Source organism: Caproiciproducens faecalis, from assembly GCF_019448085.1.
Taxonomy (GTDB): domain Bacteria; phylum Bacillota; class Clostridia; order Oscillospirales; family Acutalibacteraceae; genus Caproiciproducens; species Caproiciproducens faecalis.
Window position 1 is genome coordinate 629,852 of record NZ_JAGFNZ010000001.1, and the last position, 26,316, is coordinate 656,167.

Genomic DNA, 26,316 nt, shown 5'->3' on the forward strand with positions numbered 1-26,316 from the left:
TTAAAATCAGCCATCCACAGAGAATTCGTGATATAATAAAGCTGGAAAATTATTGAAGGCGGCGGTTGCTGATGAACATTCTGGTGGATGCCGATGCCTGCCCGGTCAAAGAGATTATTGTCCGGCTGGCAAAAAAGCAAAAAGTACCCGTGACCATGCTGACAGATACCAGCCATCTTCTGGATGACGGGTACAGCAGGGTAATTACGGTGGATAAGGGTCGGGACAGTGCGGATATCCGTCTGGTTAATCTGGTAGAGGACGGGGACATTGTTGTCACCCAGGACTTTGGCGTGGCGGCCATGGCGCTTGCCAAAGGCGCAAAAGTTCTGAACCAGAACGGTATGGTCTACGACAATTCCAATATGGACCGCCTGCTGTTTGAACGCGCGCTCGGCCAGGAAATGCGCCGTGCGGGAGTAAGAAGCGGAAAGATCAAAAAGAGAACAAAACTGGACGATGAATCGTTTGAACGGGCGTTTGTACGCATGATTAACGAAACTATTTGACAAACTAAAATTATATGATATAATACCATTGTTTTGCCTGCAGCACAAAAATCCTATTTGGAAAATTGCTAGAAACAGGAAGCGTGAGGTTACAAATATGTACGATTATGATTTGATTGTGATTGGTGCCGGCCCTGCCGGCATTTTTACGGCTCTGGAAATGGACAAGCTTGCACCCGAAAAAAAGGTGCTGGTTGTGGACAGCGGCAGCACGATTGACCGGCGTACCTGCCCGGCCAGAACCTCCGGGCAGTGCGCCCACTGCAAGACCTGCAACATTATGAACGGCTGGGCCGGTGCCGGTGCTTTTTCGGACGGAAAGCTTTCCCTCTCCGAGGAAGTGGGCGGTAATATTACAGACTATATGACGGTGGAAAAAGCGCGTGAACTGATTCACTACGCCGACGACGTCTACCTGCACTTCGGCGCGCCGGACAAGGTTTTCGGAAAAAGCGACAAGTTTGCGGAGAAGGTGTCCTATGAAGCGCGCAGGGAAAACATTCAACTGATTCCCTGTCCGGTTCGCCACATGGGCACCGAGTATTCCTTTGAAGTACTCAGAGGAATGTACCGCTACCTTTCCGAAAGACCGAATTTTGAGTTTCGGGAGTACACCACAGCGGATTCCATTTTTGTGGAAAACGAGAAAGCGGAGGGCGTTTGGCTGGTAAACCGCGCCGGGGAGCGCACCCTTGTCCGCGCGCCCTATGTGATAGCCGCACCGGGACGCGGCGGCGCCGAGTGGCTGGCCCGCATTGCCCAGGAAAACAAGCTCGCCACTACCAATAATGAAGTGGACATCGGTGTGCGTGTGGAAGTGCCCAACGCCGTGATGGACCATCTGACCAAAAATCTGTATGAAGCCAAGCTGGTTTACTATTCGGATACGTTTGAGAATAAAGTGCGTACGTTCTGCATGAACCCCGGCGGCATTGTCAGTGAAGAACATTACGACGGCGGCATCGACGGCGGAATTGCGGTTGTGAACGGCCATTCCTATGCCGATGAGGACAAGCACAGCGAAAACACCAATTTTGCCATGCTGGTTTCCACCCGGTTTACGGAGCCGTTCAATCAGCCGATCGAATACGGCCGATATATTGCGCAGCTCGGAAACATGCTTACCGGCGGCGGAATCATGGTACAGCGCTTGGGCGACCTGCTACTGGGCAGACGTACGGACTACACAAGGCTGAAAAAATCCACCACGGTGCCGACCTTGAAAAACGCGGTGCCGGGCGATTTATCCTTTGTACTGCCGCACCGCCACCTGACCAGCATTGTGGAGTCGCTCCGCGCGTTTGACAAACTGGCCCCGGGTCTTTACTCCAAAAACACCCTCCTTTACGGGGTGGAAGTCAAATTCTATTCCTCCAAGGTATCGGTCAAAAAGAATTTTGAAACGGAAATTGAAAACCTTTACACAATCGGCGACGGAGCGGGCATTACCCGCGGGCTGATGCAGGCTTCCGTAACCGGCGTAGTGGTTGCGAGAGATATTGCGAAAAAGCTGAGCTGAATTATTTTGAAAGTCTGAAAAGCGGCAAACCCGTTGGAACTGGGTTTGCCGCTTTTATGCATGTCTTAAGAATCCCGTCATATAATGTGATAAACAATCAATGGGGGGAGGACGAATCTTTGCCGGATTTTTCTTTAAATTATTTTATTGGGTCAAACAGTTCAAGAGGGTATGTCAGCTTTTTTCAATCGAATTTCGGCCGTCTGAAAACGGTTGTTCGCCTCAGCGGCTATCCGTCCATTATCGTGTCGGACATCGTGAGCAACTTGTGTTCCGCCGCGCGCGACAGCGGCTGTCACGCGCAATTAATACATAACTGTCTGGACAATTCCATGGAAGGGGTTATTATTCCGGAAAAAAACGCGGGAGTGATTAATTTTCCGTTTTACAGCGAAGAGGAATACCCGGTTGCGGCAATTCTCAATGACGATAATTTGAGCCAGACCCACGTCTGTCTGGCGTCCGCAGGGCGGCATTTCGCTGCCGCGCGGGAAATTCATGACAAATGGGAACAGATTTATATTGCCAATATGGATTTTGACGCCGCCAACCGGCTGGCCGCCCAGACGATTGAAAAAGTGGTCGGCGGTAAAACACTGGGGAAAAAGGGTGCACAGATTCACCGCTATTTCGGTGCGGCAACCGTAAACGGCGCCTATGATTATATTGACAACCTGACGGAAGATCTTGAAAAACGGTATTTTATCAAAGGCCGGCCCGGTACCGGGAAATCGACTTTTCTAAAAAAAATTGCGGAATATGCCACCGCGGCGGGTTTCAACACGGAAATTTATCACTGCGCGTTTGACCCGAACAGCCTTGATATGGTGATTCTGCGGGAGCTGAGCGTGGCGCTGTTTGACAGCACCTCTCCGCATGAGTATTTTCCTTCCCGCCCGGACGACGAGGTGATTGATATCTATAAGGCCGCGGTTACAGATAAAACAGACGAAAAATATCGCACGGAAATTACGGCCATTATGGTGGATTATAAGGCGGAAATCGGGAAAGCGACGAAGCAGCTTGCCCGCGCAAAACGATACTACGACGATGTGCAGAGGATTTTTCTCTCCAAACTCAGCGCCGAAGCACTCGGCATTGCGGAAGAAAGAATTCGCGATACTGTCTTTGGCAGTTAAAAAAGAACCGGCGGAAATTTCCGCCGGTTCTTTATGCGTTGGCAATCGCGTAGCGTTCAATGGTTTCTCCAATCAGCCGGTGCCCGTTTTCATTGGGATGAATTCCGTCTTCACAGATCAGCTTCTGGTAGTTCCCGGTTTTCAGGAATGCGCTGCTGATGTCGATCAGCGGGACGTTGTGCAGGATTGCGAGCCGGTTGACGGCAAGATTATACATTTCGTGCCAGCGGTAGATAAACTCCACATCGCCGAGCCAGCGCAGGATGTTTTCCGGATTCAGCCCGCGTGAGATCCACGCAAAGTACCGTTTCGCGTCAATCGGAGGAAGGGAAAGCAGGACGGGTCGGCCGCCACACGCCCTGACCTCATCGATCATCCGGGAGTAGTATTCTTCAAACACGGAAACCGGGGTGTTCGGAACATGGTCGCTCTCAGGGGAAGCCGAAATCTCCGACCAGTTAAAATCACAGTCGTTGCCGCCGAATTCCAGTACCGTGTAGTCATAGCGGTTCAGTTCGGTTTTGTGTCTGTCCAGTACCTCGCCGCCTTTTGTGACGGTGCAGCCGAATTTGGAAAAATTCCGAATCGCGATATGATTGCTTTTTTCAATCCTGCTGACAAAACTGTCCTTCAAAAGAATATATTTTTTAAGGACACTGTCAAAAACAATGCCCTTGGCTACGGAATCGCCGAAAACACAGACAGATTGAATCACAACAGCACTCCCTTCGTAATTGTAATAAATGTGTTATATAGTATTAAATACTATATAACACATTTATAAGAATGTCAATATTATAACGCAAAGAGTGCGAAATATTATGTTAGGCTGATTTCCCCTACAAAATTGGTGGCAAAAACCCGCTTTACCTCTTCGGATTTTTCTGTTTGCCCCAAAGCCCACATCAGCTTGGTGACCGCTGCCTCCGTCGTCATGTCAAAGCCCTGGACAACGCCGCTCTGCAGCGCTTTCTGTCCGGCCTGATAAATGGTGAAGTCGCTCCGTTCGTACAGGCACTGGCTGCAAACCACTACGGAAATACCGTATTCCACGATTTTCTGCAGCTGAGCGATCAAATCACGGCGGATAAAATTCAGCCCGCCCGCGCCGAACGCTTCAATCACAATTCCTTTATAATTCATTTTTAAAAGCATGTCGAATATTTCCGGGTTAAGGCCGGGAATGAGCTTCATCAGGAAAACGTCGGTGCAGAGCCGGTCTTCCAGAACGAATCCCCCCTCCATTTTCGGGAGGATGCTTTCATTGAACTTTAATCCGCCCGCGTCTACCACAGCGGCGGGAGGACAGTTGACGCTTTCAAAGGCGTCAAAGCCCGTGGTGCGCACCTTTACCGCGCGGGTACCCAAAATGACCTTGCGGTCAAACGCAAGATAGACGCCCGGCTTTTTGGAGCAGGCCATTGCGAAAGCGCAGCGCAGGTTTTCCACACCATCCGTCAGCGGGTGCCGGATCGGCAGCTGGGAACCGGTGATGACCACCGGAATGGGAACGTTGCGCAGCATAAAAGACAGGACTGCGGCGGTGTACGCCATGGTGTCCGTACCGTGGGTCAGCACAATTCCGTCGTAGTTCGGATATTCACGGGCAATGGTACGCGCAATGCACTGCCACTCTTCCGGCTGAATGTTGGAGCTGTCAAGCTGAAATAAATCTTCAACTTCCACGTCATATTCTGCAGTCAGCCCGCCGATAAAATCGGCCAGCTGCTGGCTGCTCAGCGACGGTGCAAGCCCTTCATCCGTCTGTTCGGAGGCAATGGTTCCGCCGGTGGTAATCAGCAGTAATTTATTCATGGTAACACCCCGATTATTATGATGAATAGGATTTACAATATACTATCATTAATAGAAACGAAAGTAAATGAAGCGATCTCTAAAATCAAGAAAATTCCAAAGCCTTTTTCGCGCAGCTCCTACAAAAGCGCCGATTGCTTCTCAGGGCGGAATCCTCTATAATGGGAACCAGGCAAAAGCAGTCAATCATATTTACTGGAAAGGGCGGATTTGTTTGTCCTCTGTTTTTATAGTGGAAGATGATGAAAAAATCAGAAGGGAACTGACAAGGCTTCTTGAAAAATACGGATATACCTGTGCTTCTTCGGGAGATTTTGCCCATATGCCGGAAGTAATCCTGCGGGAAAACCCTCAGCTGGTTCTGCTGGACATCAATCTGCCGGTTTACGATGGGTACCATATCTGCCGGGAAATCCGGCGCAGCTCCCAGCTCCCCATTATCATCGTAACCAGCCGCGACAGCGATGTGGACGAGCTGATGAGCATGAGTCTGGGCGCGGACGATTTTATCACCAAGCCTTACAATACGCAGATCCTGCTTGCGCGGATTGCGTCCGTTCTAAAGCGCGCTTATCCTGCGGAACCGGCCAGCGTGCTGGCTCACCGCGGGCTGGAGCTTGACCTTTCACGCGGAACCGCTCGGTTTGGGAGCAAGGAAACGGAACTTTCGAAAAATGAGCTTCATATCCTGCATTTGCTTTTGCGCAACCGGGGTCGGATTGTTTCCCGCGACGAGATGATGAACGACCTGTGGCAGTCCGAAGAATTTGTGGATGACAACACGCTTACGGTCAACATTAACCGGCTGCGCAAGAAGCTGGAAGGAATCGGCGTACACGATTATCTGACGACCAAACGGGGACTGGGGTATCTGGTATGAGCCTGAAAAATTTTTTAGCCGACAAAGTCTATCATTTGATTTTTGTGCTGCTTACGGCTTCCTTTGCGGCTGTGTTACTGGCTGTTCTGGGGGTAGGAATCTACGCCGCCGTATTTGTCCCCCTGCTGTTTCTGGCGGGGGAAGCGGCTGCGCTGACACTGGAATTTCTGAGGAAACGGGCGTTTTATAACGAACTGCTCCGGAACCTTGAAAAGCTGGATAAAAAATATCTGATCTCCGAAATGCTGGACGAGCCGTCTTTCTGCGAGGGAAAGCTCCTGTGCGAATGCGTGAAAACGGCCTGCAAGGCTATGAATGATGAGATAGCCGGGTATCGCCACGCTTCTCAGGAGTACCGCGAATATATTGAAACCTGGGTGCACGAGGTGAAAACGCCGATTTCGTCCAGCAAATTGATGATAGAAAACAATAAAAATGAAGTGACCCTCAGTTTAAATGAGGAACTGACGAAAATAGAAAATTATGTGGAACAGGCGCTTTTTTATTCCCGCAGCAACCATGTGGAAAAAGATTACGTCATTAAGACCACAACCCTAAAAGCGCTCGTCGGTTCGGCGCTTAAAAAGTATTCCGCCGCGCTCATAGAGGGAAGAATCCGCGTGGAAACCTCCGCTTTGGATAAAACGGTGTATACCGACCTGAAGTGGACGGATTTCATCATCGGCCAGATTCTGATGAACTCTGTAAAGTACAGGAGCGGGGAGCCGGAAATCAAGATCTATGGACTGCAAAATCAGAACAGTGTGACACTGATGATTGCCGACAACGGTGTCGGAATTCCAAAAAAAGATCTGGGCAGGGTGTTCGAAAAGGGCTTTACCGGCGAAAATGGAAGAACCTCTGCCAAATCAACGGGAATCGGGCTTTACCTCTGTAAGAAGCTCTGTGATAAACTCAATCTCGGCATCTCCATTGCTTCCACAGAAGGGAAGGGAACCCTTGTCTCCATTGTTTTTCCCAAAAGCAATATGTTTGAGTAGCGGAAACCTTACAAAACTGTAAGCTTGCCGTAAGATAAATCAATGGTTCATACCGCAAAATTGTATTATACTGTTAATACAATTTGAAAAGGAGAAAATGAAATGCAAAAAATTCTGACGGTTGAGCACGTTGAAAAATATTACGGCAATAAAGGCAATCTGACCAAAGCGGTAGACGACATCAGCTTTGAGGTGGAGAAAGGGGAATTCGTCGGCATCATGGGCGCGTCCGGCAGCGGAAAAACAACGCTTCTGAACTGCATTTCCACTATCGATTCCGCAACGGCGGGGCATATTGTCATCGACGGGATGGACATCACAAAGCTGAATTCCAGAAAGCTTTCCAAATTCCGCCGGGAGCAGCTTGGTTTTATCTTCCAGGATTTCAACCTGCTGGATACGCTGACCGCGTTCGAAAATATTGCGCTTGCGCTGACAATTGTAAAAACTCCGGTTGGGGAAATCGATGTCCGGGTGCATCAGGTGGCAAAAGAACTGGAAATTGAGGATGTGCTGAAAAAGTACCCCTATCAGATGTCGGGCGGGCAAAAGCAGCGTGTCGCCTCGGCCCGCGCCATCGTGACCCGCCCCGCCCTGATTCTGGCGGACGAACCGACGGGCGCGCTCGACTCAAAATCCTCCCGGATGCTGCTGGAAAGCTTTGAAACGCTTAACAGCAATCTGCAGGCGACCATCCTGATGGTGACGCACGATGCGTTTACCGCCAGCTACTGCCACAGGATTCTGTTTATCAAGGACGGCCGGATTTTCAATGAACTGGTGCGCGGCGAAGATACCCGCAGGCAGTTCTTTAATAAGATCATTGAAGTGGTGACCCTGCTCGGAGGTGACAATTCCAATGTTCTTTAAACTGGCTTTAAAAAATGTTACCAAAAGCATCAGGGATTACACCATCTACTTTTTAACCATGACGTTCGGGGTATGCCTGTTCTATATGTTCAACTCCATCGACTCCCAGAAAGCCATGCTCAATATCAGTGCCGTTCAGAATAAGTCGATGGAAATGCTGACCCAGTCTATCGGCTATGTTTCCATTTTCATTTCGGTCATTCTGGGCTTTTTAATTGTGTACGCCAACCGCTTTTTAATTCGGAGGCGCAAAAAAGAACTCGGCATTTACATGACGCTTGGTATGGAAAAGGGTAAAATTTCGCGCATTGTCGTTCTGGAAACCTTTTTCATCGGCGTGTTTGCCCTTGCCATGGGTTTGGTGGTCGGCATTTTTGCTTCGCAGTGGCTCAGCGTTGTTACCGCCAAAATGTTTGAAGTCAGCATGAAGGCGTTTCAATTTACCTTTTCTTTCAATGCGTTTTATAAAACGCTGCTTTATTTTGGCATTATCTTTCTGATCGTTATGATTTTCAATACCATTTCCATTTCCAAACTAAAGCTGATTGATTTACTGACAGACGGCAAAAAGAATGAAAAACTGAAAATTAAAAGGCTGTGGATTTCCGTCGTTCTGTTCCTTGTTTCCGTTGTCTGCCTTGGCGCGGCCTATTATTTCATTAATAAAAACGGAATGCTGGAAGTAAACGGAATGTTTACCGCATCGATTGTGTTGGGCTGCGTTGGCACGCTGCTGTTCTTTCTGTCGCTTTCGGGCTTTCTGCTGCGGGTGGTGCAGGCCAACAAACGCCTGTACTATAAAAATATGAATATGTTTATTCTGCGGCAGATCAACAGCAAGATCAATACGACTTTTGTTTCCATGTCGGTCATCTGCATCATGCTGCTGGTCACCATCGGAACCCTGTCAACCGGCATGGGGCTGGCGGATGTTTTAACAAAGGGTGTGAAGGAATCCACGCCTTATGACCTCACTTTTTCCTATGAATACCAAAGGGATAACACAAAAACACCGATCAACGATATCGCAAAGAAAATGGAGGATGACAAAATAGACCTCGGCCGTTACGCAAGGGAATACGCGCAGTTAAATTATTATTCTTCCGACCTGAAGTACGGTGATTTTCACTTTGACGATTCACTGCTCCGGCAGTATTTTGGTTACGACCAGATCAAGTTGGTCAACAAGTACCCAATGCCGATTATTTCGCTGACCGACTATAACCGCGCCGCCAAAATGCAGGGCAAACCGGAGATTTCTCTCAAAGACGATGAATTTGCCGTAAACTGCACGCTTTACCAATTTCAGCCTGCGATTGAGTCTTTCCTGAAAAACAGCGGCAAGATCGTTTTGAATGGCAAGCAGCTTACAACTGCGGGAAAAACTGCCTACCGCACCGCCCTGCAGACATCCATGTCCCAGACAGATTCCGGTACGCTGATTGTGCCGGACGCGATGATAAACAGCCTTTCGCTTCAAACTGAAGTCCTCAACGTGAATTATAAAGTCGGTGTGAACGAGCAGGAGCTGCTGCAAAAGCTGGAAACAGTGTACAGCGAAGATGCTGTGGAAAGCGGAAAGATTGTGCGGCCCTATGATATGGAACTTTCCAGAGCTCTCATTTTTGAACAGGGGGCCGGATTAAAAACGGTAGTTTCCTATCTCGCGATTTATATTGGGCTGGTCTTTCTGATTACTAGCGCGGCGGTTCTTGCCCTGCAGCAGCTTTCAGAGGCTTCGGACAACGCGGAGCGCTATGGGCTGTTACAAAAGCTGGGCGCGGAGGAGAGCATGGTCAACCGCGCGCTGTTCAGCCAAATCGCCATTTATTTCTTCATTCCCCTTTCGCTGGCCATCGTCCACTCCTATGTGGGAATCAGGGTTGCGAACAATGTGGTACAGATGCTGGGGCATCTGGATATCATGGGCAATACCCTGTTTACCGCCATGATTTTCCTTGTGATTTACGGCGGATATTTTCTCGCAACTTATTTCGGCAGCAGGAGCATGATTCATCAAAGGCAGAACTGATATGATTATTATTTTATTTATCAAACTGCTGCTGATGTATTTTCTTTCCTGGTGTGGAAGATTATTTTAAGCCTTTCTTTTCAGCCGCCGGCTATTTTGCCGGCGGCTGTTGTCTTTGTCCACAAAAGAATATATAATAAAATTACTAAATTTTGACTGAGGAAACACTATGCTGAATGATTTTGTATACACCGATTATCCTTCTCTTGCCCGGCACCTGCAGTCGCTGGCCGACGAGCCATACCGCAAAATGCAGTATAAAATTGTCCCCGGGGTGGAGCATATCCTTGGCGTGCGCGTGCCCAAACTGCGTGCGCTGGCCAAACAGATTGTGAAAGGCGGTTGGCGCGCCTGCCTTGCCGACCTGCGGGACGCCTCCATGGAAGAAATCATGCTGCGCGGGTTTATTATCGGCTACGCTAAAATGGAGCAGGACGAACTTTTTGCTTTGATTGCGGACTTTGTACCGAGAATTAACTGCTGGGCGGTGTGCGACGGCTTTTGCTCCACTCTGAAAGCGGCCGCGCAGGACCGGGAAAGGCTCTTCGCCTTTTTGCAGCCGTATCTGCAAAGCAGCAGGGAATACGAGCTGCGCTTTGCCGTGATTATGCTGATGGACTATTTTATCACCGATGATTCTATCGATGCGGTTTTGAAAATTTACTACAGGGTGCGTCATGACGGATATTATGTTAAAATGGGCGTGGCGTGGGCGCTGTCCGTCTGCTTTGTAAAATATCCCGAACAGACCATGGATTGCCTGAAAACGGGCGGTCTGGACGACTGGACATACAACAAAACGCTGCAGAAAATCGTGGAATCCTTCCGTGTGGACGACGAAACCAAGGCGGTCGTCCGGGGGATGAAACGCAGGGCGAAATAAATGGAATATCAGCTGACCCGTTCCCGGCGCAAAACCATTGCCATCTGTATTGACCGGGACGGCAACGTAACCGTTCGTGCCCCGCTAAAGGCCGGCGGGGCATTCATCGATCGCTTTATCACCGAAAAACAGGCATGGATCGAAGAAAAATCCGCACAGATGGCGGCAAACGCGCAGTCCCGGCGGGAATTCAGCGTTTCCCCCGGTTCGACACTTCCTCTGATGGGGAAGGAGTATCCGGTGCTGTCCGGTGAACGCGTCGCCTTTGACGGTGTATCCTTCTACCTGCCGGAAGAAGCTTTTGATACCCTGAAACCGAAGCTGATCTGCCTGTACCAGTCGATTGCGCGGGATTTCCTTTCCCGCAGGACGGATTTTTTTGCAAAGCAAACCGGCTTTCAGCCGACCGGTGTGCGGATTGGCTCAGCCCGTACCAGCTGGGGTTCCTGTTCCGGGAAAAACCATCTGAGCTATTCGTGGAAGCTGATTCTGGTACCTCCGGAGCAGATCGACTATGTGATTGTCCACGAGCTGGCGCATACCGTCGAGCATAATCATTCGCCGCGCTTTTGGGCGCTGGTAGGGCAGATACTGCCGGATTATCAGCTGCGGCGAAAACAGCTGAAGCTGTCCGCACTGGAACTGCAGAAACAGGGTTGGGATTAACGCAGCCCGTTGATTTCGCATAAACCGCTTTGTAAGGGGAACATTGAACATTAAAAAGAATAGAGGGTATTTTATGATTAAAGAGGAAATCTTGCGTAAATATGCGCGTCTGGCGGTCTGCATGGGGGTTGCTGTGCAGCCGGGGCAGCTGCTGGTTCTTACGTCATCTGTCGAGTGCGCGTATTTTACCAGGCTGTGCGTAGAGGAAGCGTACAAAGCAGGCGCCGGGGAAGTGCTCGTCCTTTGGAACGATGAGGCTGTCACGAAACTTGCGTTCCAGAATGAAAGCACCGAAACACTGTCCCGCATTGCCCCGTGGAAAATTGAACAGAAGAAGAACTGCATCGACCAAAAATGCTGTTTCCTGTACGTCGAGTCGGCGACTCCCGGTCTTCTGGCAGAAATCGACGGAAAGAAGCTTCAAACAGTCCGCATGGCGAAAGAAACCGCGTTTGAACCGTTTGAGTATTATACGGTGGCGAACTATGGTCAATGGTCCATTGTTGCAATCCCCACCGTTCCGTGGGCGAAAAAGGTCTTTCCGGAGCTCAGCGATGAAAAGGCTCTGGAAGCTTTGTGGAACGCGGTTCTTACCAGTGTCCGGGTTTCGCAGGACAACGACCCGGTCACCGAGTGGCAGCGGCACAATGAAGAGCTGCAGCATCACTGCGACTTAATGAACGGATTCCGCTTTCAATCCCTTCATTTTAAAAACGGACTGGGAACGGATCTGACGGTCGGGTTAATCAAAGACCATATCTGGGCCGGCGGCTGCGACAAGGCGAAAAACGGCGCGGTTTTCAATCCGAATATGCCGACCGAGGAAGTCTTTACCATGCCGGATAAATATCGGGTGGACGGCCGCGTATACGCCACAAAGCCGCTCAGCTATCAAGGGAAACTGATAGAAAATTTCTATCTTGATTTTCAGGATGGAAAGGTTGTGAGTTTTCACGCGGAAAAAGAGGAAGATACCTTGAAAAACCTTGTTGGGTTTGACGAGGGCAGCAGCTACCTTGGAGAGGTGGCGCTGATTCCGCATGATTCGCCGATTTCACGTCTGGGGATTCTTTTTTTGAACACACTCTTTGACGAAAACGCTTCCTGCCATCTGGCATTGGGGGCGTCTTACCCGGACAACTTGAAAAACGGTACGGAGCTGAAGCGGGAGGAACTGGACAGGCTTGGTTCCAATTATTCCAAAATCCACTGCGATTTTATGTTTGGCAGCGCGGACATGGAGATTACCGGCACCACATGGGACGGCAAACAGGTCGGCGTATTTCACAGCGGAAATTTTGTTCTATAACAGATGAGAAAAGGCGGCTCGCTTTTGCGGCCGCTTTTTTTACGGTTGAGAGAAAAAATCAGAAAAAGAATTTTAAAAGCGGCGTTCAAAAAATATTTGACAATTAGTCACGGCTTACTTGACAAAGCCTGCCGGGTAGACTAAAATATAATGTGTTAGCAGAGGCTAACACATTATGCTTGAGGTGTATGATAACGAAATAAAAATCAGATGATGGAGGCTCTTATGACCTTAGATGAACTGAAAATCGGCCATAAATCAAAGATTATTGAAGTGGGAGGCGAGGGCGCACTGCGGCGCAGACTGCTGGATATGGGATTAACTCCCCACACAGAAGTTATGGTACGAAAGGTTGCACCGATGGGGGATCCGATTGAAATCCATCTTCGGGGCTACGAACTGACCATTCGAATTGACGATGCAAAAAAGATTGAAGTGGAAGGGACGTTAGACCGATGATTTTTGCGCTTGCCGGCAATCAGAACTGCGGAAAAACAACGCTGTTCAACCAGCTCACCGGTTCCAACCAGCATGTGGGCAATTTTCCGGGGGTAACGGTTGAGCGAAAGGACGGGGTGATCCGCGGCCACCACGACGTAACGGTGGTGGATCTTCCGGGTATCTATTCCCTTTCCCCCTATACCAGTGAAGAGATTGTCACCCGTGATTTTTTACTGAACAATCATCCCGACGGGATTATCAATATTGTGGACGCTACAAACATAGAACGAAATCTTTATCTTAGTATGCAGCTGATTGAGCTGAACCTTCCGATGGTTATTGCTTTGAACATGATGGATGAGGTCCGCGCCAATGACGGGACCATTATTATAGAGAAATTCCAAAAAGAACTGGGCGTGCCGGTCGTTCCCATTTCCGCAAGCAAAAATGAGGGGATTGACGAATTGATCGAAACGGCAATCAGCACTGCCGGAGCAAAACAAAAACCCAAACGCCAGGACTTTTGCACCGGCGCAGTACATAGGGCCATTCATTCCGTTGCCCATCTGGTGGAGGATCACGCGGAGCGGATTGGTGTGCCGCCGCGATTCGCGGCAACAAAGCTGGTCGAGGGCGACGCCCCCATGATGAATGCGCTTAGCCTATCGGAAAACGAAAAAGACATGGTGGGTCACAGCGTGACGGAAATGGAGAGCGAGCTTGGTACCGACCGGGAAGCAGCCCTTGCGGATATGCGCTACACATTTATCGAGGGGCTGTGTAAGGATACCGTTGTGAAAATGGGGGAATCCAAAGAACACCGGCGAAGTGTTGCCATTGACAACATTCTCACTCATAAGTATTTAGCAATACCGATTTTTCTTGCCATTATGATGCTGGTTTTTTATCTGACCTTCGGGGTGATCGGCAGTGCGTTGAGCGATCTTCTTTCTTTCGTAATTGACTTTGTCACCGGAGCGGCCAGTGCAGGTCTGACCGCGTACGGTATTAACCCGGTCGTACATTCCCTGCTGATCGACGGGGTGTTTGCCGGTGTGGGAAGCGTACTTTCGTTTTTACCCATCATTGTGGTGCTGTTCTTTTTCCTCTCTATTCTGGAGGACAGCGGTTACATGGCCAGGGTGGCCTTTGTCATGGATAAGCTCCTGCGTAAAATCGGACTTTCCGGCCGCAGCTTTGTGCCGATGCTGATCGGCTTCGGCTGTTCCGTCCCGGCCATCATGGCGACCCGTACTCTTTCCAGTGAGCGTGACCGCAAGATGACCATCCTGTTAACGCCGTTCATGAGCTGCAGCGCCAAGCTCCCGATTTACGCAATGTTTACCGTTGCCTTTTTCCCCAAGCATCGCGCGCTGGTGATGATCGCGCTTTATGTAACCGGAATTGTAATTGGAATTATCAGCGGACTGATTCTGAAAAGCACGATTTTCCACGGAAAACCGGTGCCCTTCGTTATGGAACTGCCCAATTATCGCTTCCCCAGTGCGAAAAGCGTAGCGCTTTTGATGTGGGATAAAGCCAAAGATTTTCTGATGCGCGCATTTACCGTGATTTTTGTGGCAACCATTATCATCTGGTTTCTTCAGACTTTTGACACGCGCTTCAACGTGGTGGCCACGAGTGCCGACAGTATGCTCGCCGGAATCGGTAAGTTGATTGCGCCGCTGTTTGCTCCGCTGGGTTTTACCGACTGGCGTGTTTCCACCGCTCTTATCACCGGATTTACCGCAAAGGAAGCGGTCGTCAGCACACTGGCGGTTCTGACCGGAACCAGCGTTTCCAATCTGCCGGCCGCGCTGGCTCAGCTTTTTACTCCGCTGACCGCGTGGTCATATCTGACGTTTACTCTGCTTTATACGCCCTGTGTGGCGGCAATCAGCGCCGTCCGGCGTGAAATGAACAGTACCAAAAATGCGGTGGCCATGGTGTTTTATCAGACAGGCGTTGCCTGGATCGTAGCATTTTTGGTTTATCATATTGGCCTTTTGATTTTCCATTAACGGGGAAAGGAGCTTTATGCAGCCGATTGATTATGGGATCCTTGTGGTGGTTGTAATCCTGCTGGTGCTTGCTGTCCGGTATGCTTACCGGCACAGAAACGAATGTTGCGGAAATTGCAGCGGCTGTTCTTCCTGTCACGCATGCAGCAAAAAGAATAAGAAATAGGGATTCATCTCTCTTGTGTCTTACGGCAGAAGAGAGATTTTTCTTTCTAAGATACTATTCAAATGCGGCGCGCTGTGATAGAATAGAAACGCTGCAAAATGGCAGGCAAAAATGTATGGGGAGATAATAATATATGGAACAGACAAGGCACCATTACGGGCTATTCACTACGGTTACCATGATTATCGGTATTTGTATCGGCTCCGGAATTTTCTTTAAGAGCGACAATATTCTGAAAGCTACCGGGGGAAGCGTTCCGCTTGGTGTGCTTGTCTTCGTGCTGGGTGCAACCAGCATCATTTTCGGCGGACTCTGTATCAGCGAGCTGGCCTCCCGAACAGACCGCCCAGGCGGAATTATCACCTATGTGGAAGAGTTCGCGAGCGAAAAGCTTGCCTGCGGAATGGGATGGTTCCAGATCTTTGTGTATTTCCCCACCATTGCCGCGGTTGTTTCCTGGGTGGTAGGCATTTATATCTGTCTGCTGTTCGGATGGGAAGGAAGTCTGGAAAATCAAATGCTGATCGGGTTTCTTTTTTACACCCTCACCTTTGTAATGAACTCCCTGTCCGCCAGACTGGGCGGCGGGTTCCAGAATTTTTCCACCATCAGCAAAATGATTCCTCTGGCGATTATCGCGGTTTGCGGCCTGTTTTTCGGGAATCCCGCGAAAGGCTTCCAAAGCATTTCTCCCAGTACGCTGGGAGGTGCGGCGTGGCTGTCCGCTATTGGGCCGATTGCCTATTCCTTTGACGGCTGGTCCATTTCCACTTCCATTGCGCCGGAAATCCGCGATTCCAAAAAGAATCTACCGCGTGCGCTGATTATTGCGCCGATCATTATATTGATTACTTATGTCGCGTATTTTATCGGTGTTTCCAGCCTGCTTGACCCTCAGAAAATCATAGAACTGCAGGATGCTCATGTTTATATCGTTGCCCAAAACCTGTTCGGCGGTTTTGGCGCGCAGATCATTTTAATCTTCGTCATTCTTGCGGTAATGGGTACTGCAAACGGCATTGTTCTGGGATATATCCGTCTTCCTTATTCCATGGCCATTCGCGGACAGGGAATGTTCCCGTTTGCCGAAAAGCTGTCCAAACAGGATGATAAAAACGGGATGCCGGTAAACTCCGCAATTTTCTGTTATGCCATTACCACTTTCTGGGCGGCGATTCATTTTATTACCGTCAAATTCGGACTGCTCCCCAATTCTGATGTTTCTGAAATTTCCATCGTCATGAGCTATATTTTCTATATCATCCTTTACTACAAGGTTTTTACACTCTATCGCGCGGGGGAGATCAAAAGTGCTTATAGAGGAGTCGCGGTTCCTGTTTTGGCGACACTCGGATCCCTCTTTATTCTTTCGGGAGGACTGCAGAGCAAGCTGTTTTTCCTGTACGCCGCGTTCTGCATTCTGGTGGTGCTGTTGGCTCTGTTCTACTACAGGAAGCACCACGCCGATATGTCAGTTGGTACGAAATAATTGAGTATGTCCGGTGAGTACAGCGGGTTATTCATTGTTAAAACATAAAACATGCGCGTTGATTGGGCTTTAGCCCATGTCAATGCGCATGTTTTTATTGTAGGAGATTATATGCAAATTGTTTCTTAAACTCATATCAACAGATTTTTGCTAAATCAGCCCCAAAAGCCTGACGAAGCTTGCAAAGAGGAAACAGATCACCATGCCGGTAACGGTGGGAACCGCAAATGAAACAGCCGTCCATTTCCAGCTTTGCGTTTCCTTTCGGATTGTCAGGCAGGTTGTAGAGCACGGCCAGTGCATTAAGGAGAACAGCATCGTGCATACGGCGGTCATCCAGGTCCACCCGTTATTGAGAAGAAGGGTTTTGAGTTCTTCCAGACTGCTGAACTCCATAATACTGCCCGTGGACATATACGCCATAATGATAATGGGTACCACAATTTCATTGGCGGGGAATCCCAGGATAAATGCGAGCAGGATCACTCCGTCCAACCCCAGAAGATGTGCGAACGGGTCAAGAAATGTGGAGCAGCGGAGCAGCAGGCTGATTCCTCCCACATGGATATTTGCCATCAGCCAGATTATCAGTCCGGCAGGTGCGGCCACAGCGACCGCCCTGCCCAGAACAAACAGGGTACGGTCGCAGATGGAACGGACGATGACCTTTCCAATCTGCGGCCTGCGGTAGGGGGGGAGTTCCAGCGTAAAGGAGGAGGGAATTCCTTTCAGAATCGTGACGGACAGAAACTTTGAGATGGCAAATGTCATGAATATGCCCAGAATGATCGTTCCGGTCAGCAGACAGGTGGAAAAAAAGGACTGAAACGGAGCGGATACGGTCCCGACAAAGAACATGGTAATAATCGCAATCAGGGTGGGGAAACGCCCGTTGCAGGGAACGAAGCTGTTGGTAATAATGGCAATCAGCCGTTCGCGCGGGGAGTCGATAATCCGGCACCCGGCCACTCCGCAGGCGTTGCACCCGAATCCCATACACATTGTTAAGGCCTGTTTGCCGCAGGTATGGGCCTTTTTGAAATATTTATCCAGATTGAAAGCAATCCGGGGCAGGTAGCCTAAATCCTCCAGCAGGGTAAACAGCGGGAAGAAGATTGCCATAGGGGGCAGCATTACCGACACGACCCAGGCAAGTACGCGGTAAATACCCATGACCAGCATGCCGGTAACCCACTCCGGCGCCCCGATTTGCTTGAAAAATACGAGCAGAATATCCTGAAAGCGGAACAGAATATCCGAAAGCAATGAGGATGGGTAGTTTGCGCCGGTAATGGTAATGTAAAAAATCAGCATCAAGAGGAGAATCATGAGCGGATATCCGCTCCATTTGCTGGTTAGAATCCGGTCGATTTTTCTGTCCCTTTCGTTGTAGGTACTGGATTCAAACGATACCGCGTCAGCGCAGATTCCTTCCGCGGTAATAATCAGGCAGGACACGATCTGGTCGCGCAGCACCTCGCCGCTCAGCCCATTTTCTTTAAGGAATTGTCTGGCCTTCCGGATTTTCAGCGCGATGCTCTCTTCCTCCGCTAAGTTAAAGCCCAGATAGTCACTCATGCTTTTTAAAAGGCTTTCGTCACAGTCGATCAGCTTTAAGGCTGCCCAGCGGGCATTCAGTTTGTCTCCCAGACACGCTTTTACCGCAGGCTCCACAATGGAGATGGCTTCTTCAATCGGCGCGGTGTATTTCAGCCGGATTGGATTGATGAAATTTTCCGTTTTCAGGCTGCCGACTGTTTCCATCAGCTTTCCCAGTTTTTTTCCGCTCCTGGCCGTAACACCGACTACCGGAACGCCCAAATCCTTTTGCAGGCTGCCAAAATCAATATGAATATGCTTCTTTTTGGCTTCATCCATCAAATTGATACAGACCACTACATGATCGGTGATTTCAATGGTCTGCAGTACCAGATTCATGTTCCTTTCCAAACAGGTTGCGTCACAGACGACAATGACCGCGTCCGGATTTCCAAAGCAGATGAAGTCCCGCGCTACCTCTTCTTCGGCGGAATGCGCCATCAGAGAGTATGTACCGGGAATGTCGACCATGATATAATTGGTACCGTCAAAGGAGCATTTTCCCTGCGCGTTCGTTACGGTTTTTCCAGGCCAGTTGCCTGTGTGCTGGTTCATGCCGGTCAGTGCGTTGAAAACGGTGCTTTTACCTACGTTGGGATTTCCGGCCAGCGCGATGACTCTGTCATCGGGATTATTTTTGTTTATGGTAAGGCCGGAGTCAATCCACTTGATTCCGGTCGGTTTTGCAGCCAATCCAATCACTCCTTCATGATATTGTTTATGGAAAAGCAATTCTGCAAATGCAAATTTTCAATTGTATTCACAGAATTGCATTTAGTCCGGATTAATTGGCACTAATCATCACGTTTCTGCTGTCTTCCTGTCTGAGCGCAATTACCGCGCCGCGGATTAAATAGGCAATGGGGTCGCCCGAAGGACTTTTTTGAAGGCATTCGACCTGTGTCCCTTCAATTAATCCAATATCTTGAAGCCGGCGTCTCATGCTTCCGGTTGAGCTCAGCTTTTTCACAGTGGCGGTTTGACCGACGCTTAGGCTGTTTAACGTACTGATTTCATTCAATTCAGAAGCCTCCTTGCATTTTGAATGTTTTCTTTCCTCTTACACTATAATATTGGTGAAAATGATTTTTGTACCATTCAAAAGCCGAATATTCGTCATGAAACGAAAGAAGCAGGGCAGGCAGCCGACCGGCTGCCTGCCCTGCTTCTTATTAAGAATGAATCTGTTAAATTTCGTAGTCGACGCAGTCTCTGCCGCAAACGTGTGAGTGGACAATTTGTTTGATGGCAACATGCGCGGGGTGGTTCTGGTACTTATCCTGTGCTTCCTTTGTTGTGAATTCACAGTATAAAATCAAGTCAAAAGTACCGCCGTTGTAATTGCGGCCGACTTCAATCCCGGTCAGTCCGTCCACCACGCCCAGCAGTGCTTTGAATCTTTTCTGAAGATCATCTGCAACCGCGTCAATGTTTTTCTTGGCTTCTTCTGTCAGTGTCCATAGAACAATGTGTTTTACCATCGTAATTCTCCTTATTTGTTATTAGATAATATAAAATTAGTTGCTGTGATTTACAGATCAAATAAGTTTAGTCCGGTAACCTCATCCGGTTTCCGTCCCACGGAACCCTTTAAAGTGTGGATAAACATTTCGCAGGTACCGCTGATTACGGCCTCACTCAGATGGCCGCCAAACGCACGCCCTTTTTCGTCGGCAAAGCTGGCGTGCAGGTGCAGATAACTCTCTCCGTCTTTTTCGGTTACGTTGCCGACCAATGCGGTCATTTCCATTTCCCCGTCAAAGGTGTTGCTGCAATATTTTTTTTCCTCCACACGGTAAAGGCCCACGACCACATGATCCACCGCGCCCAGAGCGGAGATACTGGCGAGTTTTACGTTTTCCTTTTCACAGATAGTTTTGATACTTTGAACAATTTCCTCACCGCGGTCGATCCGGGCAACGATTGTGTCCCCAAAAGTCCTGTACATCATGATGGCAAATTCCCCGTTTCATTTTCTTTTACCATAAGCTTACCGCCATCATAGTCAATTGTCAACGTTGTTTTGGGCTTTAAGTCATGAGAGAGGATGGACTTTGCAATCAAAGTTTCCACCTTGCTCTGAATCAGTCTCTTGAGGGGCCTTGCGCCGTAGACCGGGTCGTAGCCCTGATCGGCAACATATTCTTTGGCCGCCGGGGTCAGGATAACGTTCAGCTGTTTTTCTTCCAGGCGTTTTTGCAGATCGGCGATTAACAGATCCACAATTCGGTCGATTTCCGGTCTTGTCAGCGGTTTGTAAAACACGATTTCGTCCAGACGGTTTAAGAATTCCGGCCGGAACTGCTGCCGGAGCATGGCTTCAACCTGTGCCTTTGCTTCTTCACTGATCTGGCCGTCCGGCTGAATTCCTTCCAGAATACTGCTGGAACCCAGATTAGAGGTAAGAATGATGATGGTATTTTTGAAGTCCACCGTTCTGCCCTGAGAATCCGTGATTCTGCCGTCGTCCAGAACCTGCAGCAGAATGTTGAATACGTCGGGGTGTGCCTTTTCCACTTCATCGAACAGCACGACGGAGTAGGGGTGACGCCGAACCGATTCGGTCAGCTGGCCGCCTTCCTCGTAGCCGACGTAGCCGGGAGGTGCTCCGATCAGGCGGGACACGGAGTATTTTTCCATGTATTCGGTCATATCAATGCGCACCATGTTATGCTCGTCGTCGAACAGTGCCTGTGCCAGTGCTTTGGCCAGCTCTGTCTTGCCTACGCCGGTGGGGCCGAGGAACAGGAACGAACCGATCGGCCGGTTTGGGTCCTGAATACCGGCACGCGAACGGAGAATGGCTTCCGTCACTTTTTCCACGGCTTCGTCCTGCCCAATCACTCTTTCGTGCAGAATGTCATCCAGCCTGAGGAGTTTTTCGCGTTCGCCTTCCATCAGCTTGGAAACCGGAATGCCGGTCCAGCGGCCGATGATTTTCGCAATTTCTTCGTCGGTGACTCTGTCGCGCAGCAGAGAATCGGAAGCCTGCGCCTTTTCCGCAATTTGCTCCTCCGCTTCCAGCTGCTTGGTCAGCTCGGGAAGCTTGCCGTATTTATATTCAGCGGCTTTGTTCAGGTCATAGCTGCGCTCCGCCTTTTCGATTTCCGCGTTGACTTTTTCGATTTCCTCACGCAGCCTCTGCACCTTGGAAATGGCCTGTTTTTCGTTTTCCCACTTTGCTTTCATTTCCTTGAATTGTGCGCGCAGGTCGGCCAGTTCCTTCTGAATTTCTTTCAGATGTTCCTGAGAAAGAGAGTCCGTTTCTTTTTTCAGCGCCGCTTCTTCAATTTCCTGCTGCATGATTTTCCGGGAAATTTCATCGAGTTCCGTCGGCATGGAGTCGATTTCCGTGCGCACCATTGCGCAGGCCTCATCTACCAGATCAATTGCCTTGTCCGGCAGGAACCGGTCGGAGATGTAGCGGTTAGACAGGACTGCGGCTGCAATCAGCGCCTGATCCTGAATTTTAACGCCGTGGAAAACCTCGTATCTTTCCTTCAATCCGCGCAGGATGGAGATGGTGTCCGCAACGCTGGGTTCTTCCACCATGACCGGCTGAAAGCGGCGTTCCAGAGCGGCGTCTTTTTCAATATATTGATGGTATTCGTTCAGCGTAGTCGCGCCGATACAGTGCAGCTCGCCGCGTGCAAGCATCGGTTTCAAAAGATTGCCCGCGTCCATGGAGCCTTCGGTTTTTCCCGCACCCACAATGGTATGCAGCTCGTCAATAAAGAGGATGATTTTACCCTCGCTCTTTTTAACTTCATTCAGGACGGCTTTGAGCCGTTCCTCAAACTCGCCGCGGAACTTTGCCCCGGCAATCAGCGCGCCCATGTCCAGAGAAAACAGCTTGCGCTCCTTCAGGTTGTTCGGTACATCGCCGCGCACAATCCGGATGGCAAGGCCTTCCGCTATGGCGGTTTTGCCCACGCCGGGTTCGCCGATCAGTACAGGGTTGTTTTTAGTCTTGCGGGATAGAATGCGGATGACATTCCGGATTTCGGAATCCCTTCCGATGACCGGGTCCAGCTTGTGGTTTTTCGCGAGCTCCACCAGGTCCTGACCGTATTTTGACAGAGAATCATAGGTTTCTTCCGGGCTGTCGCTTGTCACACGAGTATTGCCGCGCACGGTGGACAGTGCGGTGAGGAAATTGTTCTTATTGATGCCGAAGGTGTTAAAGACAGACTGCACCCCGGAGTTTGGATGGTTCAGGATTTCCAGCAGAATATGTTCTACCGAGACATATTCGTCCTTCATGCGTTCGGCTTCCTTTTCCGCGCCGACCAGCGCCGCGTCAACATCCGCCGAAACGTAGACCTTTCCCGGTTCGCGTCCCGGCCCGGTCACCCCGGGCAGCTTCGCAACCTGCTGCTCTACATTGCGCAGAACCGCTTCCGGCTGAATATCCATCTTTTTGAAAAGCTGGGGGATCAGGCCGTTTTCCTGCGTTAAAAGCGCCTGCAGCAGATGCTCTTCTTCAATCTGCATATTGTTGTGTTCTATTGCGATGTTTTGCGCTTCCTGGATTGCTTCCAGTGATTTTTGGGTAAATTTTTGAGCGTTCATAAAAGGATACCTCCTTGCTCATCTTTTGTGTCAGATGATAACACTGCTTTTGATATATTGGATGTATTTCTTTTCAAGTGCCGCCAGCGCGTTCCCCGGTTCGTCCAGATGGGAGAAATACAGCTTCATACAGGTGTCGAAAACATGAATGTAATCCGAAATCGCGGCCGCGATGGCCTCGTTCGTGTGCCGGGCGCTGTCCTGCGGCAGAAGGAACTGCCGGGCGCACCGTCCGGGTGTAATTTCACAGAAAACCTTTCCGTGGGGGAACAGGGAACCAATGTACTTATTTTCCAGCGTAAACCAGAAATCAAAGAAATCGTTTAAAATCGCGATCAGTTGGCTGCTCTGTGTCCTCATGGAAACGCGCAGCTCTCCGACAGTTGGTTCGCACGTTCGGTACAGCTCCAACATATAACGGATAGTGGGCTTGTATCGGTATCTCAGTGCGCTGCGGATAGAAATCATTGCGTCGCTGGGCTGGAGCTGTACCTGAAAGCTTTCCCAGTCGGACATTGTTTGCTCCACACTTTCAAAAATATCCCGCATGCGCATTTCCGGGGTGGAGTACGAGCAATATTCTGCCAGAATCTGGTTAATCAGGTTGCTGCGGCTTGTTTTCTTTTCATATGCAATTTTATCGATCGCGTCTACAACTTCATCAATCAGTACCAGACTGTATACACTTCGTTCCATGAAATTCATTCCAATCTAACATTGTCGATACTTTAATTAAAATTATATACAGATTATATAATTTGTCAATACAATTATATAATATTAATTGCAAATATTAAAAGCGAAAAATTTTCGATTTCGGAATTTGCATTGTAATTTGACGTATTTTGTAGTATTCTAAAAGAAACTCATTAATTTTCCATCCTACTGTTGATAGGCGGTGCACGATTGAAAAAACAATTCAGAAAGTATTATTCAAAATCGCTGTTTGTGGCCGCTGTTTCCATTATTTTTGTCTGTCTCACTGCGGCCGCCAATGAAATGAACCTTTATCATATACTCAATGTTTCCAATCAGCCGTATCTTCAAGAAATAACTCATCAGATTATTGCCCGCGACGCGGTGATCTCTGCCGCGGCGGTGCTGGTTTACTGCGGGCTCCTTTTCTATATCTGCCACAGCCGCAGGCAAAATGAGAGCAATCTGGAAAAGATGGCCTATTACGATAGTCTTACCGGCCTTTCCAATATTTATAAATTCGAGATGGACGTGGGGGAGAAGCTCGCTAAGAATCCCGCGGGCATGTATTGCATCTTCGTCTGCGATCTCAATAATATGGCGGTAATGAACGATCTTTACGGCCACCAGGCCGTGGATCAGCTTCTCTGCCGACTTGCACGGGCAATGACGGATGTTCTCAAGGAAGGCGGACTGTGCGCAAGAAATAAGGACGGCTCGTTTCTGGTGTTTCTACAGTGTAAAAACGATCAGGAAGCCATTGAATTCCTTCACTGCTTTTCCGCAAGGGCACACCAGATCAGCAACGTTAACTTTTTTGAAAAACAGGCGTTTTCATTTGGAATTTACCGTATTCGCGACAAAAGCATACCGGTTCGGAAAATGATCGACAGGGCCAGCCTTGCGCGCGAAACCACCAGCCTAAACAGCAACTACGCCTTTTTCGATGAAGCGATGCGCATGGAAATGAAGCGGAATCGGGAAATGGAAGATCAGATGGAGGAAGCGCTCAAAGAAAACCAGTTTACGGTGTATTATCAGCCGAAATACAGGCTGCCGGAAAGCACCGTCTGCGCGGCAGAAGCGCTGGTGCGCTGGAACAGCCCGAAATACGGCATGCTGCAGCCGAGCGAATTTATTCCGATTTTTGAAAAAAACGGGTCGATTATTGATCTGGATCTGAATGTTCTCAGCCAGGTTTGCCGTCAGCTGCGGGAATGGCTGGATAAGGGACTGACCCCTCCGCCGATTTCCATCAATATTTCAAGAATGGATTTATACCGATCGAATTTCGTGGACAGCATCTGTCGTCCGCTGAATCAGTATGAAATTCCGCCGAACATGATAGAACTTGAATTGACAGAAAGCGCCGTTTTCAGCAATATCCGGCTTTTTGTCACCCTGACGGAGGAACTGCACCGGATTGGCTTCCGCCTTTCCATGGACGATTTCGGGACGGGGTACTCCTCGCTGAATACCCTGAAGTGTCTGAGGCTGGACACACTCAAACTGGACCGCGGATTTTTCGTTGTCTGTGACGAAGAGGAACAGCGGCGGTCTGAAATTATCGTCAATCAGATGATTGGAATGGCAAAACAGCTGAACATTACCACTGTGTCTGAGGGGATTGAAACGGAGCAGCAGGTCGAATTCCTGAAAAAAGCGGGATGCGACCAGATTCAGGGCTTCTACTTCGCAAAGCCGATGCCGGTTGAAAATTATGAGAAATTGGTTTGGCAGCAGGAATATCACAACGGAAGGGTCGGTGCTTAAGCACCGACCCTTCCAATTTTCTCTTCCGTTTTAGTATAGCTCTTTTTCGGCGAGTTTTTCCGTCCACAACTCGTACAGAGTGTCGAGATCCATTTCAAACTCCGCCTGCGTCTGGGTTTCCTTTTTTGTGAGTTCTTCCAGAATCTCAAAATGAAAAGCGTTGATTCCGTATTTTTTCCAATCGTCCCGCAGCTTCAAATTCACGCAGCTGCCCGTTTGCCGGGAAAAGGAAAAACGGTTTTTACTGCCCTGTAAATCATAAGAGGACTGAAGCAGCATTTTACCCGTTTCTTCGTTTACAATCGCATACACGCCGCCGGTTATTTTTCGCTCCTTGTACGCTGCCGCCAGTTCTTTTTTGTTTTGCTTATCCATTGTCAATACCCCATATCCTTCAAAATGCGGGCCAGTGTTTTCAGCCGCTCACTTAAAAATTCATCGTTATTGCTGAGAGCCTGTGAGAAAAGCCGGATGTCTTCGTCTATCATCGGGTTGTCCGTACAGACGGAAACGGTCATGGCGTCACCCTGCAGGCCAATGCGGTCGATCGTGGTGTGTTCCGGGTCGTACAGCTTTTCAAAGCGGTACGCTTCGGAAAAATACTGCTTTGCCCGGCAGACAAGAATGGCGAGGTCAATTACGCGGTGAAGCGGCAGCTCTTCCGACTGACGCGACCATTTCTCGCCTGTGTACCGCCACACCTTAGCAGAAATATCCACCTTGCCCCGGTCGTTCCACTGTGCAAGACCCAAAGAAAGCCCCTTGGTGTCGGAATGGTACGCGTTGTGCCCGTCAATGTTTTCGTAGTTTTCAGAGACGATGACGGGTTTGTGCTTTAATGTTGCGGGAATTTTCATAACCTCACCCCAAATATTATTTAGTAAATTAGTAAATTACTAATTCATAATAGATCAAACCAATAAAAATGTCAAATAA

The 26,316-nt window shown here is 49.2% G+C and carries 25 protein-coding genes; 15 read left to right on the forward strand and 10 right to left on the reverse strand.

Features of this window, described 5'->3' with window-relative positions; translation table 11 throughout:
• Positions 1–71 precede the first annotated feature (71 nt).
• From J5W02_RS02975 to J5W02_RS02985, 3 genes are all read left to right on the forward strand, one after another.
• A complete protein-coding gene (locus J5W02_RS02975; protein ID WP_219964154.1) occupies positions 72–509 on the forward strand; it encodes a YaiI/YqxD family protein in 438 nt (145 codons plus the stop codon).
• A gap of 97 nt (positions 510–606) precedes the next feature.
• Positions 607–2,028: an NAD(P)/FAD-dependent oxidoreductase gene (locus J5W02_RS02980; protein ID WP_219964155.1), complete on the forward strand. Its 1,422-nt coding sequence runs from the start codon at positions 607–609 to the stop codon at positions 2,026–2,028.
• Positions 2,029–2,147: 119 nt separating this feature from the next.
• Positions 2,148–3,167, forward strand: coding sequence for a hypothetical protein (locus J5W02_RS02985; protein ID WP_219964156.1), 1,020 nt, complete (start codon positions 2,148–2,150; stop codon positions 3,165–3,167).
• Positions 3,168–3,198: 31 nt separating this feature from the next.
• On the opposite strand, the gene J5W02_RS02990 is transcribed toward J5W02_RS02985, so the two are convergent.
• Together J5W02_RS02990 and J5W02_RS02995 are read right to left on the reverse strand one after the other, a co-directional pair.
• Positions 3,199–3,882, reverse strand: coding sequence for an SGNH/GDSL hydrolase family protein (locus J5W02_RS02990; RefSeq protein WP_219964157.1), 684 nt, complete (start codon positions 3,880–3,882; stop codon positions 3,199–3,201).
• 104 nt (positions 3,883–3,986) lie between these two features.
• On the reverse strand, positions 3,987–4,982 hold the full coding sequence (locus tag J5W02_RS02995; RefSeq protein WP_219964158.1) for an asparaginase: 996 nt from the start codon (positions 4,980–4,982) through the stop codon (positions 3,987–3,989).
• A gap of 214 nt (positions 4,983–5,196) precedes the next feature.
• On the opposite strand from J5W02_RS02995, the gene J5W02_RS03000 reads away from it, so the two are divergent.
• The 11 genes from J5W02_RS03000 (at position 5,197) to J5W02_RS03045 (ending at position 16,740) form a co-directional block, all read left to right on the forward strand.
• A complete protein-coding gene (locus J5W02_RS03000; protein WP_255575551.1) occupies positions 5,197–5,862 on the forward strand; it encodes a response regulator transcription factor in 666 nt (221 codons plus the stop codon).
• Positions 5,859–6,863: a sensor histidine kinase gene (locus tag J5W02_RS03005; RefSeq protein WP_219964160.1), complete on the forward strand. Its 1,005-nt coding sequence runs from the start codon at positions 5,859–5,861 to the stop codon at positions 6,861–6,863. Before J5W02_RS03000 ends, J5W02_RS03005 begins: the two co-directional genes overlap by 4 nt.
• Positions 6,864–6,965: 102 nt before the next feature.
• Positions 6,966–7,733 carry an ABC transporter ATP-binding protein gene (locus J5W02_RS03010; RefSeq protein WP_219964161.1) on the forward strand — a complete coding sequence of 256 codons (768 nt, stop codon included), beginning with the start codon at positions 6,966–6,968 and terminating at the stop codon, positions 7,731–7,733.
• The gene (locus tag J5W02_RS03015) at positions 7,723–9,765 is read left to right on the forward strand and encodes an ABC transporter permease (RefSeq protein WP_219964162.1); all 2,043 of its coding nucleotides are present in this window, start codon (positions 7,723–7,725) and stop codon (positions 9,763–9,765) included. The genes J5W02_RS03010 and J5W02_RS03015 overlap by 11 nt, the downstream gene beginning before the upstream one ends.
• Before the next feature lie 169 nt (positions 9,766–9,934).
• Positions 9,935–10,648 carry a DNA alkylation repair protein gene (locus J5W02_RS03020; RefSeq protein WP_219964163.1) on the forward strand — a complete coding sequence of 238 codons (714 nt, stop codon included), beginning with the start codon at positions 9,935–9,937 and terminating at the stop codon, positions 10,646–10,648.
• Complete coding sequence (locus J5W02_RS03025; RefSeq protein ID WP_219964164.1) at positions 10,649–11,314, forward strand: M48 family metallopeptidase; 666 nt, start codon at positions 10,649–10,651, stop codon at positions 11,312–11,314.
• Positions 11,315–11,387: 73 nt separating this feature from the next.
• The gene (locus J5W02_RS03030; RefSeq protein WP_219964165.1) at positions 11,388–12,623 is read left to right on the forward strand and encodes an aminopeptidase; all 1,236 of its coding nucleotides are present in this window, start codon (positions 11,388–11,390) and stop codon (positions 12,621–12,623) included.
• A 225-nt stretch (positions 12,624–12,848) separates the two neighbouring features.
• Entirely contained in the window at positions 12,849–13,082 is a 234-nt protein-coding gene (locus J5W02_RS03035; RefSeq protein ID WP_255575519.1) for a FeoA family protein, read from the forward strand.
• Positions 13,079–15,085 (forward strand): ferrous iron transport protein B, encoded by a 2,007-nt coding sequence (gene feoB / locus J5W02_RS03040; RefSeq protein WP_219964166.1) that lies wholly within the window; start codon positions 13,079–13,081, stop codon positions 15,083–15,085. The genes J5W02_RS03035 and feoB (J5W02_RS03040) overlap by 4 nt, the downstream gene beginning before the upstream one ends.
• A 16-nt stretch (positions 15,086–15,101) precedes the next feature.
• A complete protein-coding gene (locus tag J5W02_RS14855) occupies positions 15,102–15,251 on the forward strand; it encodes a FeoB-associated Cys-rich membrane protein (protein ID WP_407928340.1) in 150 nt (49 codons plus the stop codon).
• 133 nt (positions 15,252–15,384) lie between these two features.
• Positions 15,385–16,740 carry an APC family permease gene (locus J5W02_RS03045; protein ID WP_219964167.1) on the forward strand — a complete coding sequence of 452 codons (1,356 nt, stop codon included), beginning with the start codon at positions 15,385–15,387 and terminating at the stop codon, positions 16,738–16,740.
• A gap of 150 nt (positions 16,741–16,890) precedes the next feature.
• Here J5W02_RS03045 and feoB (J5W02_RS03050) read toward each other — a convergent pair whose 3' ends face one another.
• The 6 genes from feoB (J5W02_RS03050) to J5W02_RS03075 all read right to left on the reverse strand — a co-directional run bounded on the left by feoB (J5W02_RS03050) (position 16,891) and on the right by J5W02_RS03075 (position 23,607).
• Positions 16,891–19,038: a ferrous iron transport protein B gene (gene feoB, locus J5W02_RS03050; protein ID WP_219964438.1), complete on the reverse strand. Its 2,148-nt coding sequence runs from the start codon at positions 19,036–19,038 to the stop codon at positions 16,891–16,893.
• A gap of 85 nt (positions 19,039–19,123) precedes the next feature.
• Positions 19,124–19,360: a FeoA family protein gene (locus J5W02_RS03055; protein ID WP_219964168.1), complete on the reverse strand. Its 237-nt coding sequence runs from the start codon at positions 19,358–19,360 to the stop codon at positions 19,124–19,126.
• A 166-nt stretch (positions 19,361–19,526) separates the two neighbouring features.
• The gene (locus J5W02_RS03060) at positions 19,527–19,820 is read right to left on the reverse strand and encodes a Dabb family protein (RefSeq protein WP_219964170.1); all 294 of its coding nucleotides are present in this window, start codon (positions 19,818–19,820) and stop codon (positions 19,527–19,529) included.
• A 50-nt stretch (positions 19,821–19,870) separates the two neighbouring features.
• Complete coding sequence (locus J5W02_RS03065; RefSeq protein ID WP_219964173.1) at positions 19,871–20,290, reverse strand: PPC domain-containing DNA-binding protein; 420 nt, start codon at positions 20,288–20,290, stop codon at positions 19,871–19,873.
• Positions 20,287–22,911, reverse strand: coding sequence for an ATP-dependent chaperone ClpB (clpB, locus tag J5W02_RS03070; RefSeq protein ID WP_219964174.1), 2,625 nt, complete (start codon positions 22,909–22,911; stop codon positions 20,287–20,289). Before clpB ends, J5W02_RS03065 begins: the two co-directional genes overlap by 4 nt.
• 30 nt (positions 22,912–22,941) lie before the next feature.
• Positions 22,942–23,607, reverse strand: a complete 666-nt coding sequence (locus tag J5W02_RS03075) for a hypothetical protein (protein WP_219964175.1) — start codon at positions 23,605–23,607, stop codon at positions 22,942–22,944.
• A gap of 210 nt (positions 23,608–23,817) precedes the next feature.
• On the opposite strand from J5W02_RS03075, the gene J5W02_RS03080 reads away from it, so the two are divergent.
• Entirely contained in the window at positions 23,818–25,380 is a 1,563-nt protein-coding gene (locus tag J5W02_RS03080) for a putative bifunctional diguanylate cyclase/phosphodiesterase (protein ID WP_219964176.1), read from the forward strand.
• A 30-nt stretch (positions 25,381–25,410) separates the two neighbouring features.
• Here the strand turns inward: J5W02_RS03080 and J5W02_RS03085 are convergent, their stop codons facing one another.
• Positions 25,411–25,755 carry a GIY-YIG nuclease family protein gene (locus tag J5W02_RS03085; protein WP_219964177.1) on the reverse strand — a complete coding sequence of 115 codons (345 nt, stop codon included), beginning with the start codon at positions 25,753–25,755 and terminating at the stop codon, positions 25,411–25,413.
• Positions 25,756–25,757: 2 nt separating this feature from the next.
• Positions 25,758–26,237, reverse strand: coding sequence for a DUF6530 family protein (locus J5W02_RS03090; RefSeq protein WP_219964178.1), 480 nt, complete (start codon positions 26,235–26,237; stop codon positions 25,758–25,760).
• Positions 26,238–26,316: the final 79 nt, after the last annotated feature.

Excerpts from the sequence above, each read along its gene's own strand:
- J5W02_RS03090 (WP_219964178.1), bottom strand. The coding sequence starts at position 26,237 with ATGAAAATTCCCGCAACATTAAAGCACAAACCCGTCATCGTCTCTGAA.
- J5W02_RS03025 (WP_219964164.1), top strand. The coding sequence starts at position 10,649 with ATGGAATATCAGCTGACCCGTTCCCGGCGCAAAACCATTGCCATCTGT.
- J5W02_RS03015 (WP_219964162.1), top strand. The coding sequence starts at position 7,723 with ATGTTCTTTAAACTGGCTTTAAAAAATGTTACCAAAAGCATCAGGGAT.
- clpB (WP_219964174.1), bottom strand. The coding sequence starts at position 22,911 with ATGAACGCTCAAAAATTTACCCAAAAATCACTGGAAGCAATCCAGGAA.
- J5W02_RS02975 (WP_219964154.1), top strand. The coding sequence starts at position 72 with ATGAACATTCTGGTGGATGCCGATGCCTGCCCGGTCAAAGAGATTATT.
- J5W02_RS03010 (WP_219964161.1), top strand. The coding sequence starts at position 6,966 with ATGCAAAAAATTCTGACGGTTGAGCACGTTGAAAAATATTACGGCAAT.
- J5W02_RS03035 (WP_255575519.1), top strand. The coding sequence starts at position 12,849 with ATGACCTTAGATGAACTGAAAATCGGCCATAAATCAAAGATTATTGAA.
- J5W02_RS03075 (WP_219964175.1), bottom strand. The coding sequence starts at position 23,607 with ATGGAACGAAGTGTATACAGTCTGGTACTGATTGATGAAGTTGTAGAC.
- J5W02_RS02995 (WP_219964158.1), bottom strand. The coding sequence starts at position 4,982 with ATGAATAAATTACTGCTGATTACCACCGGCGGAACCATTGCCTCCGAA.
- J5W02_RS03005 (WP_219964160.1), top strand. The coding sequence starts at position 5,859 with ATGAGCCTGAAAAATTTTTTAGCCGACAAAGTCTATCATTTGATTTTT.
- J5W02_RS14855 (WP_407928340.1), top strand. The coding sequence starts at position 15,102 with ATGCAGCCGATTGATTATGGGATCCTTGTGGTGGTTGTAATCCTGCTG.
- J5W02_RS03085 (WP_219964177.1), bottom strand. The coding sequence starts at position 25,755 with ATGGATAAGCAAAACAAAAAAGAACTGGCGGCAGCGTACAAGGAGCGA.
- feoB (WP_219964166.1), top strand. The coding sequence starts at position 13,079 with ATGATTTTTGCGCTTGCCGGCAATCAGAACTGCGGAAAAACAACGCTG.
- J5W02_RS03065 (WP_219964173.1), bottom strand. The coding sequence starts at position 20,290 with ATGATGTACAGGACTTTTGGGGACACAATCGTTGCCCGGATCGACCGC.
- J5W02_RS02980 (WP_219964155.1), top strand. The coding sequence starts at position 607 with ATGTACGATTATGATTTGATTGTGATTGGTGCCGGCCCTGCCGGCATT.
- J5W02_RS03060 (WP_219964170.1), bottom strand. The coding sequence starts at position 19,820 with ATGGTAAAACACATTGTTCTATGGACACTGACAGAAGAAGCCAAGAAA.
- J5W02_RS03030 (WP_219964165.1), top strand. The coding sequence starts at position 11,388 with ATGATTAAAGAGGAAATCTTGCGTAAATATGCGCGTCTGGCGGTCTGC.
- J5W02_RS03020 (WP_219964163.1), top strand. The coding sequence starts at position 9,935 with ATGCTGAATGATTTTGTATACACCGATTATCCTTCTCTTGCCCGGCAC.
- J5W02_RS03045 (WP_219964167.1), top strand. The coding sequence starts at position 15,385 with ATGGAACAGACAAGGCACCATTACGGGCTATTCACTACGGTTACCATG.